Origin of the sequence: Nocardia sp. NPDC052566 (genome assembly GCF_044547285.1) — a bacterium.
Classification (GTDB): domain Bacteria; phylum Actinomycetota; class Actinomycetes; order Mycobacteriales; family Mycobacteriaceae; genus Nocardia.
Map to the genome: position 1 here is coordinate 1,351,010 of NZ_JBIUAF010000001.1, position 15,226 is coordinate 1,366,235.

Consider the following 15,226-nt stretch of genomic DNA (forward strand, 5'->3'; position numbering starts at 1 on the left):
ACGACACCCAGGGGTACATTCTTGCCATGCATCGCGTGGTGGCTCTGGTACGGCCGGTGCAGTCGACATTCGAGCTCGGCTGTGCCGTCGAGGTATTCGGTACGCAGCGGGCGGGGGTGCCCCAGCACTACGAGTTCGACGTATGTACGGAGACGCCGGGCGAGGTACCGACGTCGGCCGGGTACGCGATGTCCGTGCCACACGGTCTTTCGGCGCTCGACTCCGCCGACACCGTGCTCATCCCGGGCTGGGCGCCGGTGGAGACACCGCTGTCGGCCCGCGTGCACCGCGCGCTGCTCCGCGCACACGCCAGAGGAGCGCGGCTCGTCACGATCTGCTCCGGCGTGTTCGCACTCGCCCGCACGGGGCTGCTCGACGGCCGCTCGGCCACCACGCACTGGGCGCGCGCCGCGCAACTGCAACGCGAGTTCCCCAGTGTGCGCGTGGAACCGGACAAACTCTATGTGGACCACGGTGATGTCGCCACGAGCGCGGGTGCGGGCGCGGGCATGGACCTGTGCCTGCACCTGGTCGGCGAAGACCACGGCGTGGCGCACGCCGCGCGCATCGCCCGGCACATGGTGATGCCGCCGCACCGCGCGGGCAGCCAGCCGCAATGCGCACCCCCGCCGCCCGCGGACGCGCTGGACGAACTCCTCGAATGGGCGGGCGCACGCCTGGATACACCGCTGTCGGTGGACGATCTGGCCGCGCACCTGAACATCTCGCCACGCACGCTCGCCCGCCGCTTCGCCGGCCAACTCGGCACCAGTCCGGGCGCGTGGCTACTGTCGACCCGGGTGGCCGCGGCGCGAACCCTGCTGGAGCAGACGGATCTCCCGGTGGAAGCCATCGCCACCCGCGTCGGCCTGAGCACCGCGGTCAACCTGCGCCGCCGCTTCCGCACCCGGGTAGGCACCACACCCGGCGCCTACCGGCGAGCCTTCCGCGACATCGCCCCCGCAGTGGCCGATCCCGGCATCGAGCGCAGTCGAATGGCGGTACGACACGCCGATATCGGCCGCCATCTGACTGTGCTCGATGCCGGGAGTCTCACTCGCGGTGGGTGACACGCTCCAGCATCAGGATGCCGTTGTCGCAGCCGACCGCCAAGCGGTCGGCGCAGACGGCCATCGAGTGGATCGGGCTGTCGAGTGGCAGGGTCGTGCGGCAGGCGCCGGTGGCGACGTCCCAGAACTTGATGGCATCACCCTGCAACGTGGCCGATGCCAGCAGCACACTGCCGGGGATCGGGATGACCACCAGATGCCAGACCGACCTCTTGTGCCCGGCGAGTGGTTCGCCGATCGCGATGCCGCGCACCGGATCCCACAGGCGCACGGTGCCGTCGTCACCGCCGGTGACCAGCAGCGCGCGCCCGTTCGGTGCGACGATCGCGGCCACAGCGGTAATCGCGCCGCCATGACCGCGCATCGGCCTGCCGACCTGATCGCCGGTGATCGGATCGTGGAGCACGACGTCACCACGACCGTTGCGGCTCGCGACCAGCGGCAGGCCATCGGCGCCGGGCAGCGCCACGATCGGCCGCTGACCGGGAAACGGCGTGCCGATGAGCCTGCCGGTCAACGGATCCCACAGCCCGATGCCGCGCCCGGCCGCGGCCACCGCCGTCGACCCGTCCGGCATCGTCACCGCGGCCATCTCGTCGAACACCGGATCCGCGTGACCGGTCAGCTGCCTGCTCACGCCCGTGTCCGGATCCCACACCATGATCGACCCGTGACCGTCACCGCTCACCAGCCGCGGGTGACCTTCCTCCTCGACCGTGATCAGCGCACAGATCTGACCCGAGTGACCGAGCATCGGCGCACCGATCGCGGTGGCCTGCGCCAGATCCCACAGCCGCAGCGCCCCGTTCTCGTCCCCGGTCGCGATCCTGGCGCCGTCCACGGCCGCGAGGGCGAGCACCTTCGCGGGCCCGGTCGGCAGCGACGGCCCGACCTGAGCCGCGGCCACCGGATCCCACACCCGCACGGTCGCATCATCGCCCGCGCTGACCAACTTGCCGTCCGGCAGCACCGCGAGCGCGCGCACCCGGCCGCGATGACCCGACAGCTTGGCCACCAAAGTCCCTGTCTCGTCCCACAACCGGATCATCCGTGTCTCGCTGGCGCAGGCCAGCAGATAACGCCCGGTCGGCAGTGGCACCGCGGCCAACGCCACCACCGCGCTGGCACCGTCGGTGAACGACGGGCATTCGGGCGCGCCCGTCAGCGGATCGGCCAACCCGAGTACACCGTTGTCATCGCCGTAGGCCAGCAACGTGCGGCCGTCCGAGGCGGGCAGCGCGGCCAGCGCGCGCACACGATTCAGCGACGACAGCGGCTGCTTGATCAGCTGATGTGTGATCAGCTCACCGGTGCCCAGATCCCAGCGGATGATGTCGAACTGCCGGTACGACTCCGCACGGGCCGCCGCGAGCACGGTGCCGCCGGGAACCGGTACCGCCACCATCGCGGCGATGCTGCCCCTGTTCATCGGCAGACGCCGCGCCGTGCCCTCGATCGAATCCCACAGGAACGGTTCGTACGCGCCGCTCGCCAGCAGCGTCCGCCCGTCCGGCAGCGGCACCGGCGCCAGCGCCACATCGGACCCGTGACCCGGCGGCGTGCTGCTGACCACCTGCGCGGTCTCCGGATCCCGGAAAGTGATCACGCGATCGTCATCGCTCGTCGTGACCAGCGTGCGGCCATCGGGCAGTGGCACCGGCGGGCCGAGGAACATCCGCCCATACCCGCCGGGCAGCGGCGTGCCGACCGGAAGGCTGGTGTCCAGATCCCAGAAACGCACCGCGCGTTCGTCACCGGACACGCTCGCCAGGTGCGGGCGGTTCCCGAGACGCGCCGACGCGACGTTGGTGGCCCACGGATTGGTCATCGGCCAGGAATGCGAGGTCTCCGACGACAACGGACCGGACGGATCCCACAACCGCAGCGTGTCGTCGAAGCTCGCCGAGGCGAGGAGGGTACGACCGCCGGGCATCGGCACCGCGGCCACCGCCCGCACCGAATTGCCGTGCCCGGTGAGTGATCCGAGGTGCTCGCCGGTCTTCGTATCGAGCAACAGGATCACCTCCGAGTTGCCCGTCGCGAGCGCGCCGCGGCCGTCCGGGCCGGGCACGGTGGCCACGGACGCGCCGTAGGGTAGGTCGAACGGTGCTTGCACGGCATGACCCGTGACCGGGTCGAAAAGGTTGACGCCACTGTAGCTCTCGGCGACGACGAGCAGCGCCTGCCCGTCCAGCTCGATCGCGCCGAGCGCGTGGATCTTCGAGTGGCGATGGATCGGGCTGCCGTAGGGGGCTCCGGTCTCCGGTTCCATCATCCGCACCACGTCGTCGCTCGAGACAGCGAGCACGGTGCGGTCGTCCGGCAGCCGCACCGCGGTCATCGCCGTCGCCGCCGCCGGAAGCTTCCTCGGCGCGCCCACCGGATCACCCGTCGAAGGATCCCAGAAACGGATGGTCTTACCGCCCGCCGTCGCCAGCAGCGTCCGGCCGTCCGACCACGGCACCGCGGCGAGCCCGACCACCTTCGCACTGTGGCGGACCGTGTATTCGCCGCCGTCGACGGGATCGCGTAGCCACACCTCGCGACTCTCGAATCCGTTGCCCGCGAGCATGGTTCGACCGTCGGCCGGCACGAGTGCGATCAGCCGGAACATATCGTCGTACCGTCCGAGCACGATATGCAGCGGATCGCGCCGCTGCCGCGACCATCGCAGATGCCACTCCTGCTGGGGGCTCCGCCGCGGATACGTCCCCACGAATCGTGCGCCCGCCACCTGCCGGACCAGCGCCCGTTCGCCCTCCCCGAGATCGCCCAGCTGATGCCGCACCCCCAAGATCGCGGCGACTTCGACGGGCAGATCGGCCCACCGCACCCCCGACCGCAGCACCGCCGCCACCACATCGTCCGGATCCAGCTGATCCAACAGCGGCGAACCGGCGACCTCCGCCCACCCACCGGTCTCCACCGCACGCCCCAGCAACTCGTCCACGGAAGCAGGCACCACAAACCTCCCGCGCGCCGCGACGCGCCACCCGTCACCCGACCTCGGGCGACTCGAACATCCGGTCGATCGTATGGCGCTGGCCAACCCGGGTCAACGGCACCGACTCCACCTGCGCCCCAACAACACCGGCACACAACCGCCCGGTCCAGCCCCCTGACAACCCCAAAGGTCAGGCCCGCGTCGAGCGCAGTCGAATGGCCGCACGACACGCCGGGCGGTGGGGCCATTCGACTGCGCTAGACAGGCTGATGCGACACCGGCTGCGGTACGACCTGCCCCCGGCGGACGCAGTTCCGCCGAGCGTAGTCAGATTGCGTACGACACGTCGCTATCGACGACCATCTGACTACGCTCGGCGGGACCGGTGGCGAGTGCCGGTCAGGGGATGTGGGTTGTGGCTACGGCGGATTCGGTGAGGCTGCCGAGGTAGAGGGTGCCGTTGTGTTCGGCTACGCCGGTGACCATGGAGTAGTTGGTGCCTCGGGTTTGGAGGTCGTGGACGACGTTGCCGTCGAAGTCGACCGCCATGACCCAGATGGTGCGCGGGGGCTTGGGGCGGAGTTGGTCGGGGAGCGCCCAGGTGAGGCGGCGCAGGATTCCCGGTAGCGGAAGGAGGCGGTCCAGCAAGGGGTTTCGGGGGCTGGGGAGGGTGATCCAGATCAGGCCGTCGCTGCCGAGGCCCATATTGTCCGGGAAGCCCGGGAGGTTCTCGATGAGGCGGTCGTGGGTGCCCGCCTTGGGGCCGGTCAGCCAGTAGCGGGTGACCCGGTAGGCGCCGGTTTCGGCGACGACCACACAGGATCGGTCGGGGGAGAGGACCACTCCGTTCGCGAACTGTAAACCGTCGAGGAGTGTTTCGATGTGGCCCGAGGGATCGCGACGGAACAGGCGGCCGGTGCCGGAGTGCTCGAGCAGGTCACCCATCCATTCGTCGAGTGCGTAGTGGCGACTGGAGGAGGAGAAGTAGATCGTGCCGTCGTCGGCGCGAACCACGTTGCTGGGGAAGGGGAGTGGTTCGCCGTCGACCGTATCGACGAGCACTTCGATAGTGCCGTCCCGGTCCATCCGCAGCAGACCACGGACGAAATCGCAGATCAGTACCGACCCGTCGGCGTCGGTGTGCAGCCCGAGCGGCCGCCCGCCGGTATTCCCGAGCAAGGTCACCGCGCCGGTGCCGGGCTCGATGCCGAAGACCGATCCCTCCTTCGTGCCCGCGATGACCCGTCCCTCGGCGGTCAAGACCACATCCTCCGGCCCGATCGCGGGCAGCTCGAATCGGGTGACGGCGGGAAGTGGTGGGGCACTGGCGGTTCGACGTGCGCGGGCGGGAGCCGGGGGAGGCGTCCAGCGCTGCGGTTGCATCCGCCGGGGCTGAGGTGGGGCGACCATTGCCTCAGCGTATCCACGGGCCGTCGGTGAGTTCGGTGGAAACACATGAACGCCCACCAGGCGAGAAAAACATCTCCATACGTAGATATGCGCATCTACACATGTATGCGCTGTTCAATCCAAGACACACGCCCGGCTACGCCGAGCGCAGCAAGGACGGGGAGGGAATCTTGTGGCAGGGCAGTGTGGTTGACGGCCGTACGGTGACGGCCGTCCGCACGACGCTCACGGTTGTTTGGTGATCGCGAACCACAGCAGGGCGAGGGTGCCCGCGACGAAAAGGGGAGCGATGACCCAGGTTTCGAGCTTGTTCCCGGTGCGTTCGATGATCGGGATGGCGGTGCGCCAGTCGAACGGCCAGAACAGGCGGCAGCCGCGGTCGGTGAGGCAGTCGCCGGCCAGGTGCACGAGTGCGCCGAGGCCGACGGAGAACGGGAGCCAGGCGGGTTTGTCGCTGATCCAGTGGTCCATCGCGAAGGTGCCCGCGGCGGCGAGCACGATGACGGTGGCGTAGGCGTGGAAACCGTCGCCGGACGGACCGAGATGGAGTGCTTTCACCGCGAGCGCGAGCAGGAAGAAAACGAGTCCGAGGGTGAAAGGCCGTCCGAGCCAGTGTTCCCCGGCCCAGGTGCCGTAGCCGACGGCGGCGACGAAGGCGAGGGAATGCGTGGCGTGGCGGTGCCCGCCGGAGACCTTGGAGATGATCTTGCAGAGGAAGTAGGACACCGGCCCGAGGAAGTGCGCGATGGTTCCGTTCGGATGGTCCGCGTCGGGCAGCAGCGCCGCGCCTGCCGTCAGGAAGGTGCCGAGCAGCAGGTCTACTGTGCCGAGATGGGCACCGGCGGGGGCCAATACGGGATAGGTGAGCATAGAAACGGGCAGCGCCACCGCCGCGGCCGACCAGGCAAGAGCGCCGCTGGTGGCATGAGAATGTCCTAACACCGCATGAACGTTAGTTGACTACAACGCCTTTCAATCAAACGTCCAGTCTGCTCTGTGCTTCTGTGGATCAGGAGTGCCTGTGCGGGTTCGCGATTCGGTTCAGTGCTTGGATATCGCAATCGATCGCCAGGAAGATCCACAGCGCGATGACGAACGCGAACACCCCACCCACACATAGGGCGACGATCGCGCCGACCACGGTCTGCTGCTGTGCCGGTGTGAGGAAGGCGAGGCCGGCGGCGACGCCGACCAGGGGCACCGACGCCGCGATGGCGAGGTAGACGCGGCTGCGCAGGGCCAGGCGACGCAGCAGCACCGAATCCCTCGGCGAGGCATGCCCCGCGGCGAGCAGACCGGGGTAGTACCAACGCAAGACGAAGAACGTCACCGGGAAGTAGGTGTAGACCACCGCCACCGCCGCGGCGATCAGATGCGAGATGAGCAGGTTGGTGAACAACGCGGCGGACAGGTCGGCGATGTTGTACAGCTGGACCAGGAAGAACACCAGCGCCACCGCCCAACCGGTGAACGCGACGGCCGCGATGCGACCGCCGCAGGCGAGGGTGTCGGCGCGGGCTCGGGCCAGTGTCGCCGCGTCCACCGGTTTACCGCGACGGAGGCGATCGGGCACCAGGAACACCAGACGGCACCAGTAGAGCAGCAGTGCCGCGCCGAGCGGATATTCGACGGCGGCGAGCACATACCCGAGATGCGCGACCTGCAGCACGGCGTCGGGCGGGAGCGCGTGTTCGAGCAGGCGGGAGTTGTGCCCGAAGAGGTACAGCCCGGCGAGCAGCTGGCCGAGCATGGTGGCCGGGATGACCACCGGGGTCGGCCGCATCCGCAGCCGGGCGCGGATGCTGTGCGACGGCGGATCGACGAGGTTGCGCGCCGCGCGGTCCAGCGTCAGGTCGAGCTGATTGGCGAGTTGGGCGCCGGAGGCGAAGCGATCGGCGGGATCCGGTGCGAGACAGGTGAGCAGCGCGTGGCGCAGCACCGGCGGGCAGTCCGGCGGCGCCGTCGCCTCGATGCGGGCGCCGACGGGTTGCCTGCGCAGCGCGATCATCCGGTCCAGTGAGCTGTCGGATTCACCCGCGCCGAGCTCGTCGGCGAAGGGCAGCCGCCCGGTGAGCAGCTCCCAGAGCATGACCGCGAGCGCGTAGAGATCGCTGCGGGTGTCGAGGTCGGCCGCGGTGGTGCCCATGACGGGGTGGCAGGCCTCCAGCTGCTCGGGCGACATGTACGCCAGCGATCCGCCGAAGTAGGCGGCCGGGCTCGCACCCGGAATATGGCGGCTGAAGCTGATATTGAAGTCGGCGAGCTTCGGTTGTCCGTCCACGGTCAGCAGGACGTTCGCCGGTTTGATGTCGCGATGCAGCACGCCGGCGTGATTCGCGTAGTCCAATGCCATGGCCAGCCGGGAGCCGAGCCACGCGACGGTCTCGGGCCAGCTGAGCTCGGCCAGCTCGGCGCGCGTACCGGAGGGATGCGGCTCGAGCACCCCGCCCGCGCGGACGGCGGCGTCGACCGCGTCGAGCAGCAGCTGCCCGGTTCTCGCGGCGACCGGTGTGCGATGTAGCAGCCGCAGCACATCGAGCAGTGTGCCGCCCGGAACGTACTGCATGTACATGAGTTTCAGCTGCTGTTCGCTGACCTGACGCTGATCGAAGACGCGCACGATGTGCTCGTGATCGAGCTGGGCCAGCGTCTGCGGTTCGCGCCCGCGATCACGGGAGACCTTCACCGCAACCAACCGCTGCATCGAGCGCTGTCGCGCCAGGAAGACACGCGCGAAAGCGCCCTGCCCCAGCGGAATCAGCAGATCGAAATCGTCGACGGCGGTCCCGGCCGCGATCCGGTCGAGCGCGTGCAGTGCGGCCGGGTCGGCGAGCAGCGTCGATCGGGCGTTCTCCGAGTGCAGCTGCGAGGCGATGGTGGCCAGTTGCAGCGGATACTCCCGGGTGTACTCGCCGAGATCGGGTTCGTCGCCGCCGCTGCTGCGGGCGCTGATCTCCTCGTAGATCAGATCCGGGGGTAGGGGAGCGACGTCGAGTTCGGGGAACTGCGCCCGGTACTCGGCAAGTCGTTTGCCCAGCTTGGCGCGCCCCCACCGCTCGTGCAGGTCGACCTTGATCATCTCGATCAGCGCCGACCGCCGCAGCCCGCCCTCGGCGGGCAGATGCGCGGACAGATCCGGCGGTTCGTTCGCCCCCTGCCAGGCACCCGCGAATCCGGCGACCAGCCGCGCCAGCGCGGTCTGGGTCGCCGTCACATGGTCCGCACCCGGATCAGGTGCGGCCGCGTCGAGGTAAACATCCATCGTCGACTCGCTCGAGTGGAAGATTCCCGGCCCCACCTGAGGATAAGCGATCACCCCTGGGGGAGAGGAGCCTTCGCGGATCCCCTTCTTTCCCGGGCAGGGGATGATGGTCCGGTCAACGGCCCACCTCAGCGGGTCGCGCGAACGAGAATCCACGGTTCCGTGTGTTCCACACTATTTACATTCAGGTACGAACATATGCGTATTGATCTATATAACTCCTCATTCGCCAGTTGAGAAAGCAAACAGGTCAAAGGATTTGCTCAGGAGGAGAAGGGCGGCGTGTCGCCGGAAACAGTCGTGCGAGTCGCCGCGATTTGCCGGATATGGCTACGGACATCTTGGATCTCGCAGAGCGCAGGCACGCGGTACGAAGACTGGTCGCGCTATGCCATCTAGTGAACCGGCTGGTGGAACTGGCCGAAGCGGAATCCTCGGAGCCGCTGATCCTGCACGCCCACGCCACCCGCAGGGTGCTTCAGGATCTGGTGCTCGATCTGGCGACGGCACGCTCCGCATCGGCGTGAGCAGGGAATCCGGCGGGGGGAGTGCGACGTTCGTGACGGCCCCGAACGCGCCGCACCCCGCGAACCGGATCGGTTCACGGGGTGCGGCGGTCGAGGTGATCAGGCTGAGGTGATCAGACCAGGTCGAACCGGTCCAGGTTCATCACCTTGGTCCACGCGGCGATGAAGTCCTTGGCGAACTTCTCCTTCGCGTCGTCCTGTGCGTACACCTCGGCCACGGCCCGCAGCTGCGAGTTGGAGCCGAAGACCAGGTCGACCCGGGTGCCGGTCCACTTGGTCGCGCCGGTGGCGCGGTCCTTGCCCTCGTAGGTGCCCTCGTCGCCCGTCGGCTCCCACTTCGTGCCCATATCGAGCAGGTTCACGAAGAAGTCGTTGGTGAGCGACCCGGGGGTCGAGGTGAACACACCGTGCGACGACTGGTTGTGGTTCGCGCCGAGCACGCGCAGGCCACCGACCAGAACGGTCGTCTCGGGAGTGCTCAGGGTCAGCAGGTTCGCCTTGTCGATCAGCAGGTACTCGGCGGAGAGCCGGTTACCCTTCGCGAGGTAGTTGCGGAAGCCGTCGGCATTCGGCTCGAGCGCGGAGAAGGACTCCACGTCGGTCTGCTCCTGCGTGGCATCCGTGCGGCCCGGCGTGAACGGCACCTCGAGCTCGAAGCCCGCGGCCTTGGCGGCCTGCTCGACCGCCGCCGAGCCGCCGAGCACCACGAGATCGGCGAAGGACACCTTCTTGTTCCCGGACTGCGCCGAGTTGAAGGACTCCTGGATCGACTCGAGCGCACGCGTCACCTGTGCGAGCTCGTCCGGGTTGTTGACGTCCCAGCCCGCCTGCGGCTGCAGACGCACGCGGCCGCCGTTGGCGCCGCCGCGCTTGTCGCTGCCACGGAACGACGAGGCCGCCGCCCACGCGGTCGAAACAAGCTGGGAGATGGACAGACCCGCCGCGAGGATCTGGCTCTTCAGTGCGGCGATATCGGCCGCGTCGACGAGCTCGTTGGCCACCGGGGGGACCGGATCCTGCCAGAGCAGGGTCTCCTCGGGGACCAGCGGGCCGAGGTAGCGGACCTTGGGGCCCATGTCACGGTGGGTGAGCTTGTACCAGGCCTTGGCGAACTCCTCGGCCAGCTCCTCCGGGTGGTCGAGCCAGCGCCGGGTGATCTGCTCGTAGATCGGATCGATGCGCATCGACAGGTCGGTGGTGAGCATGGTCGGCAGGTGCTTCTTCGCCGCATCGAACGCGTCGGGCACGATGGCCTCGGCGTTCTTGGCGACGTACTGGTGTGCGCCGGCGGGGGACGAGGACAGCTCCCACTCGTAGCCGTAGAGGATCTCCAGGAAGGAGTTGTCCCACGTGGTCGGGGTGGTGGTCCAGGTGACCTCGAGGCCGGAGGTGATGGCGTCCTTGCCGACGCCGGTGCCGAAGCTGGACTTCCAGCCGAGGCCCTGCTCCTCGAGCGGCGCGGCTTCCGGTTCCGGTCCGACATGATCGGCCGGGCCCGCGCCGTGGGTCTTGCCGAAGGTGTGGCCGCCGACGATGAGCGCCGCGGTCTCCACATCGTTCATGGCCATGCGGCGGAAGGTCTCGCGGATGTCGACCGCGGCCTTCAGCGGATCCGGATTGCCGTTGGGGCCTTCCGGATTCACGTAGATCAGGCCCATCTGCACTGCGGCGAGCGGGTTTTCGAGATCGCGCTGACCGGTGTAGCGCTCATCGCCGCCGAGCCAGGTCTGCTCGGGGCCCCAGTACACGTCCTCTTCGGGCTCCCACTGGTCGACGCGGCCGCCGCCGAAGCCGAAGGTCTGGAAACCCATGTCCTCCAGCGCGACATTGCCCGCGTACACGATGAGGTCGGCCCAGGACAGCTTGTTGCCGTACTTCTGCTTGACCGGCCACAGCAGGCGACGGGCCTTGTCCAGGCTGGCGTTGTCGGGCCAGCTGTTGAGCGGGGCGAAGCGCTGCATGCCCGCGCCCGCTCCACCGCGGCCGTCGTTGATGCGGTAGGTGCCCGCGGCATGCCAGGACATGCGGATGAAGAACGGGCCGTAGTGGCCGAAGTCGGCGGGCCACCAGTCCTGCGAGGTGGTCATGACCCCGATGATGTCCTGCTTCACCGCGGCCAGGTCGAGCGTCTTGAACGCGGCGGCGTAGTCGAAGTCCTCGCCGAGCGGGTTCGCCACGGCCGGGTTCTTCTGCAGGATCTTCAGGTTGAGCTGGTTCGGCCACCAGTCACGGTTACCTCCGCCCTCGGTGGGGTACTTGAGGCGACCGTGGGCGACGGGGCAGCCGCCGGCGGCGGGTTCCGTACTGGCCTCTCCGATGGGCGGGTGTTCCTGTGGCACGGCAATTCCTTTCGGGAAGTGGGTGATTCGGGCTGTAGTTATGCGTGCGATCGCGACTGTTCCGCGGTGGTGCAGGTGGGGCAGAGGCCCCAGTAGATGACCTCGGCCTCGTCGAGGAGGAAGCCGTTGTCGTCCGATGCGGTCAGGCACGGTGCTTCGCCGACGGCGCATTCGACGTCGGCGATGACGCCGCACGATCGGCAGACGACGTGGTGATGGTTGTCGCCGACCCGGGTTTCGTAGCGCGCGACCGACCCCATGGGCTGTATGCGCCGGAGCAGTCCGGCGCTGGTCAGCGCGCGCAATACGTCGTAGACGGCCTGATGGGATACCGCTCCGAGCGTCTGGCGCACCATGCCCAGAATCGAGTCGGTATCGGAGTGCGGATGGTCGTGCACCGCGGCCAGCACCGCGACCCGAGGCGCCGTCACGCGCAGCGAAGCCCCACGCAGCAAGCGCTCGAATTCCGCAGTGTTGGACACATTCCGAAGTATGACTCATTCAAGTATCGCAGGGGAGCGCTTCGGAGAAACCTTGGCAAGCCCGACAATCCACACCCCGTGTCCCAACCAGAACTCTGTGGGAACTGACAGTGGGAGGGAAGTCTGGCTACAGGGGAGTTGCGTCAGAATCTCGCTGCTGGGAGCAGCGTTCGAGGTATGCGACAGCCCTGAGTAGGCGAGCGGGATCATCGCCGAATGACCCCAGCCCCACGTTGCACGTAGGGCACAGCAGACCGCGGACAGCACCGGTGGCATGGTCGTGATCCACTGCCAAGGGGACCTTGACGAGCTGCGTGCCATCTTTGCGGGGACGCCCACCGACTCGCGAGACATCGATCTCGGTCTCATGGATGCCGCAGATGGCGCAGCGGCATTGCTGATCCTCGCGCAGGACATCGTATTGCTCCGGCGTGATCCGATACTTGGCCCAGAGGTTGGCCCGCCGGGCGACAGCGGGACCCTGGTGTGCCCGTCGCATCCGTTGATAGCAAGCCCAGCACAATGGTGCTCGCGGACCAGGTTGAGCCATCAGGCTTCTGGGCTTCAGCTCGCCGCATCCCTTTGTTGGCGAGCACCGGACCAGGTCGGTAGGGGACGGCGATGTCATGACGAAGATCCTGCCGGAGGACACCGACAAGCCCGTAGGTTTACATAGTGTTGATTATCGGCGTAGCAAAGGAGTGGTGGAACGGCGGCGATCTTGCTGGATGTTTGTCGTACTGCTGTGTGCGGTCCGGCTCCGGCGGTCCCTGGCCATCCCCTCGCGCCTCGGCGTCGCCCTTGTGGGGCTCGGCTTGTGGTGATGTGTTGGTTGTCCCCGGTCGCTTAGTTTCTGTCGGTGTAAATATTCCTGTTTGCTGAGTGTTGGCTCGAAACGGCTTGGGTTGGGGCCGGATTGGCATTTGAGGGCTGCTCCCCTATGTCCGCTCACCCCACCCCAAAACGTCACAGTGACGTTTTGGGGTGGGGAAAGTGGTTGGGCGATATGCGGTTTCAGTGGGTGGTTCCGGCGTGCTGGGTGGTCTGTTCGCGGTAGGTGGTGGTGATGCGGGCCAGTTCGGTCGGGCGGAACTCGTTGCTCGTGCGCTGCATTGCGCGATTGGCGCGGACGACCTGTGTGGTTGCCGTGCGGCGAATGCGTTCGTAGACAGCGAGTCCGGCGACGCCGTCGGCGCGGATCGCGGCCGCGAGCGCTGTCGCGTCCAGGATGGCTTGGGTGCCGCCGTTCGCGCCGACCGGGTACATCGGGTGGGCGGCGTCGCCGAGCAGCGTGACGTGTCCGGCGCCCCAGAACGGCAGCGGATCCTTGTCGGTCATCGGATATTCGAACAGGGATGTGCTGTCGCGCAGCAGGTTACCGATATTCAGCCAGCCGAGATCCCAGTCGAGATGCGGCAGGATGTCGTCGACACGGCCCGGGGTGTTCCAGTTGGCGCTGCCGGGCAGCAAGCCGGGCGCACCGACGGGAAGCATTGCCACCCAGTTGATTTCGTCGGCGCCGATCGGGTACACGATGATCTCGGCGTGTTCGGGTCCGCGGGCGAGCACCGCCGATCGGCCGGTCAGGAACGGTGCGCCCGGTGTGACGCCGCGCCACATCTGAACACCCGACCAGCGCAGTGGATCATTGATCGGATGCAGCTGAGCGCGGATCGTGGAATGGATTCCGTCCGCGCCGACGAGGATATCGGCGGTCAGGGTTGATTCCCCGGCGTCGACGCGTACTTCTCCCCCGGCCTGTTCGAATGTCGTCACCCGGGCGCCGGTGTGTATCGCTGCGTCGCCCAGCCGGTCGCGCACCGCGTCGAGCAGCATCATCTGCAGGCGGCCGCGGTGGACCGAATACTGCGGTGCGTGCTGTCCGGCGGCGAGTCCGCGTGGCTCGGTGAACAATTCGCCGCCGAATCGGTCGACGTACACGTGTTCGGCGGTGGCGATGCCGATCTCGGCGAGCCGGTCGCCGAGGCCGAGCGCGATCAGTTCCGCCACCGCGTCGGGCAGCAGGTTGATGCCCACGCCGAGCGGGCGGAGTTCGCGCGCCGACTCGAGCACTGTCGCTTCGATGCCTGCCGCGTGCAGCGCGAGTGCCGCGCTGAGTCCGCCGATACCGCCGCCCGCGATGAGTACTCGCATGCGCACACCTCGAATTCTGTTGGGTCCGTGTACTCCACGGTGGATCCGGAGCGGTCGGTACGTCCAAGAGTCATTGCTTCTGCCTATGAGAAGGCGGCGTTATACCGTGCTACGTTCGTGCAGCTGTACGAACGTCCAAGTCTTGGAGGATGAATGAATACGACGGCGCGGGTGCTGATCGCTGGTGCCGCCCTCGGGGTCGCGCTGCCGGTGGGCGGGGTGCAGGCGTCGGCCGCTCCTGCGGTCACCGAGTATGTCGCGCTGGGCGATTCGTGGGCGGCGGACGCGACCCTGAGCCAGGGCACCGCCGAGTTCGTGCCAGGGATGTGCGCGCAGAGCCGCAACAACTATGCCAAGCAGGTCGCGGCGACCCTGCGTGTCCCGGTGTTCCGCGATGCGACGTGCGGTGGCGCGGTGACGAAGAATATGACCGAGCCGCAGCAGTTCCCGGTCGGCCCGGCCAACGCGCCGCAGTTCGACAGCCTGAGCGCGACGACGGATCTGGTGACCCTCGAGATCGGCGGCAACGACGCCGGTCTGGCCGCCACGGTGCAGGCCTGCCTGACCTCGGATCCGGCGCTGTCGGTGTGCAAGGCGGCCAACGCCGTCGACGGCGGCGATCGGATGTCGGTGAAGATCGCGGAGTCCGAGGCGAAGGTCCGCGCGACGATCGATGGCATCCGGGAGCGCGCCCCGCACGCGCGGATCCTGTTGCTCGACTACCTCGAGGGCATCGGCACCGTCGGCGGTTGCTTCCCGACCATCCCGATCTCCGACGCGGACGCGGTGTGGCTGGGCAGCAAGCTGCTCGAGTTGAACCAGATGCTGGCCCGGGTAGCACGGGCGAGCAACGTCGAGTTCGTCGACACCTACAGCACGAGCGGCGGCCACGACGCCTGCCAGCCCGCGGGCGTCCGCTGGGTCGAGGGCCTGATCCCGTTCTCCAGCAACCCGGTTGGCCTGGCCGTCCCCTTCCATCCGAATCAGCTCGGCGCCGATCACCAGGCCCGTAGCGTGCTGGGTGTCCTGGGTCGTTGA

The 15,226-nt window shown here is 68.0% G+C and carries 11 protein-coding genes; 3 read left to right on the forward strand and 8 right to left on the reverse strand.

The genetic code is table 11. The features are described from left to right. Positions 1–26 precede the first annotated feature (26 nt). Positions 27–1,070, forward strand: a complete 1,044-nt coding sequence (locus ACIG5A_RS05400) for a GlxA family transcriptional regulator (RefSeq protein WP_397237978.1) — start codon at positions 27–29, stop codon at positions 1,068–1,070. Here ACIG5A_RS05400 and ACIG5A_RS05405 read toward each other — a convergent pair. The 4 genes from ACIG5A_RS05405 to ACIG5A_RS05420 form a co-directional block, all read right to left on the reverse strand. Next, positions 1,054–4,020 carry a WD40 repeat domain-containing protein gene (locus ACIG5A_RS05405; protein WP_397237980.1) on the reverse strand — a complete coding sequence of 989 codons (2,967 nt, stop codon included), beginning with the start codon at positions 4,018–4,020 and terminating at the stop codon, positions 1,054–1,056. The two genes, ACIG5A_RS05400 and ACIG5A_RS05405, sit on opposite strands and share 17 nt — an antisense overlap. Before the next feature lie 393 nt (positions 4,021–4,413). Continuing rightward, positions 4,414–5,424 (reverse strand): SMP-30/gluconolactonase/LRE family protein, encoded by a 1,011-nt coding sequence (locus ACIG5A_RS05410; RefSeq protein ID WP_397237982.1) that lies wholly within the window; start codon positions 5,422–5,424, stop codon positions 4,414–4,416. Positions 5,425–5,649: 225 nt separating this feature from the next. Then, on the reverse strand, positions 5,650–6,366 hold the full coding sequence (locus tag ACIG5A_RS05415; protein WP_397237984.1) for a metal-dependent hydrolase: 717 nt from the start codon (positions 6,364–6,366) through the stop codon (positions 5,650–5,652). Between the two features lie 67 nt (positions 6,367–6,433). Then, entirely contained in the window at positions 6,434–8,686 is a 2,253-nt protein-coding gene (locus ACIG5A_RS05420; protein ID WP_397237986.1) for a protein kinase, read from the reverse strand. 326 nt (positions 8,687–9,012) lie between these two features. Between ACIG5A_RS05420 and ACIG5A_RS05425 the strand changes: the two genes are divergently transcribed. Next, entirely contained in the window at positions 9,013–9,213 is a 201-nt protein-coding gene (locus tag ACIG5A_RS05425; protein ID WP_397237988.1) for a hypothetical protein, read from the forward strand. Positions 9,214–9,326: 113 nt separating this feature from the next. On the opposite strand, the gene katG is transcribed toward ACIG5A_RS05425, so the two are convergent. The 4 genes from katG to ACIG5A_RS05445 all read right to left on the reverse strand — a co-directional run bounded on the left by katG (position 9,327) and on the right by ACIG5A_RS05445 (position 14,188). Then, positions 9,327–11,552 carry a catalase/peroxidase HPI gene (gene katG, locus ACIG5A_RS05430; RefSeq protein ID WP_397237990.1) on the reverse strand — a complete coding sequence of 742 codons (2,226 nt, stop codon included), beginning with the start codon at positions 11,550–11,552 and terminating at the stop codon, positions 9,327–9,329. A gap of 38 nt (positions 11,553–11,590) precedes the next feature. Beyond that, positions 11,591–12,034 carry a Fur family transcriptional regulator gene (locus ACIG5A_RS05435; protein WP_397237992.1) on the reverse strand — a complete coding sequence of 148 codons (444 nt, stop codon included), beginning with the start codon at positions 12,032–12,034 and terminating at the stop codon, positions 11,591–11,593. Positions 12,035–12,161: 127 nt separating this feature from the next. Continuing rightward, positions 12,162–12,662: an endonuclease VII domain-containing protein gene (locus ACIG5A_RS05440; RefSeq protein ID WP_397237994.1), complete on the reverse strand. Its 501-nt coding sequence runs from the start codon at positions 12,660–12,662 to the stop codon at positions 12,162–12,164. Positions 12,663–13,048: 386 nt separating this feature from the next. Further along, positions 13,049–14,188, reverse strand: coding sequence for an FAD-dependent monooxygenase (locus ACIG5A_RS05445; RefSeq protein WP_397237996.1), 1,140 nt, complete (start codon positions 14,186–14,188; stop codon positions 13,049–13,051). Positions 14,189–14,341: 153 nt separating this feature from the next. Between ACIG5A_RS05445 and ACIG5A_RS05450 the strand changes: the two genes are divergently transcribed. After that, positions 14,342–15,226, forward strand: coding sequence for an SGNH/GDSL hydrolase family protein (locus ACIG5A_RS05450; RefSeq protein ID WP_397237998.1), 885 nt, complete (start codon positions 14,342–14,344; stop codon positions 15,224–15,226).

Excerpts from the sequence above, each read along its gene's own strand:
- ACIG5A_RS05400 (WP_397237978.1), top strand. The coding sequence starts at position 27 with ATGCATCGCGTGGTGGCTCTGGTACGGCCGGTGCAGTCGACATTCGAG.
- ACIG5A_RS05410 (WP_397237982.1), bottom strand. The coding sequence starts at position 5,424 with ATGGTCGCCCCACCTCAGCCCCGGCGGATGCAACCGCAGCGCTGGACG.
- ACIG5A_RS05420 (WP_397237986.1), bottom strand. The coding sequence starts at position 8,686 with ATGGATGTTTACCTCGACGCGGCCGCACCTGATCCGGGTGCGGACCAT.
- ACIG5A_RS05425 (WP_397237988.1), top strand. The coding sequence starts at position 9,013 with ATGGCTACGGACATCTTGGATCTCGCAGAGCGCAGGCACGCGGTACGA.
- ACIG5A_RS05440 (WP_397237994.1), bottom strand. The coding sequence starts at position 12,662 with ATGACATCGCCGTCCCCTACCGACCTGGTCCGGTGCTCGCCAACAAAG.
- ACIG5A_RS05445 (WP_397237996.1), bottom strand. The coding sequence starts at position 14,188 with ATGCGAGTACTCATCGCGGGCGGCGGTATCGGCGGACTCAGCGCGGCA.
- ACIG5A_RS05450 (WP_397237998.1), top strand. The coding sequence starts at position 14,342 with ATGAATACGACGGCGCGGGTGCTGATCGCTGGTGCCGCCCTCGGGGTC.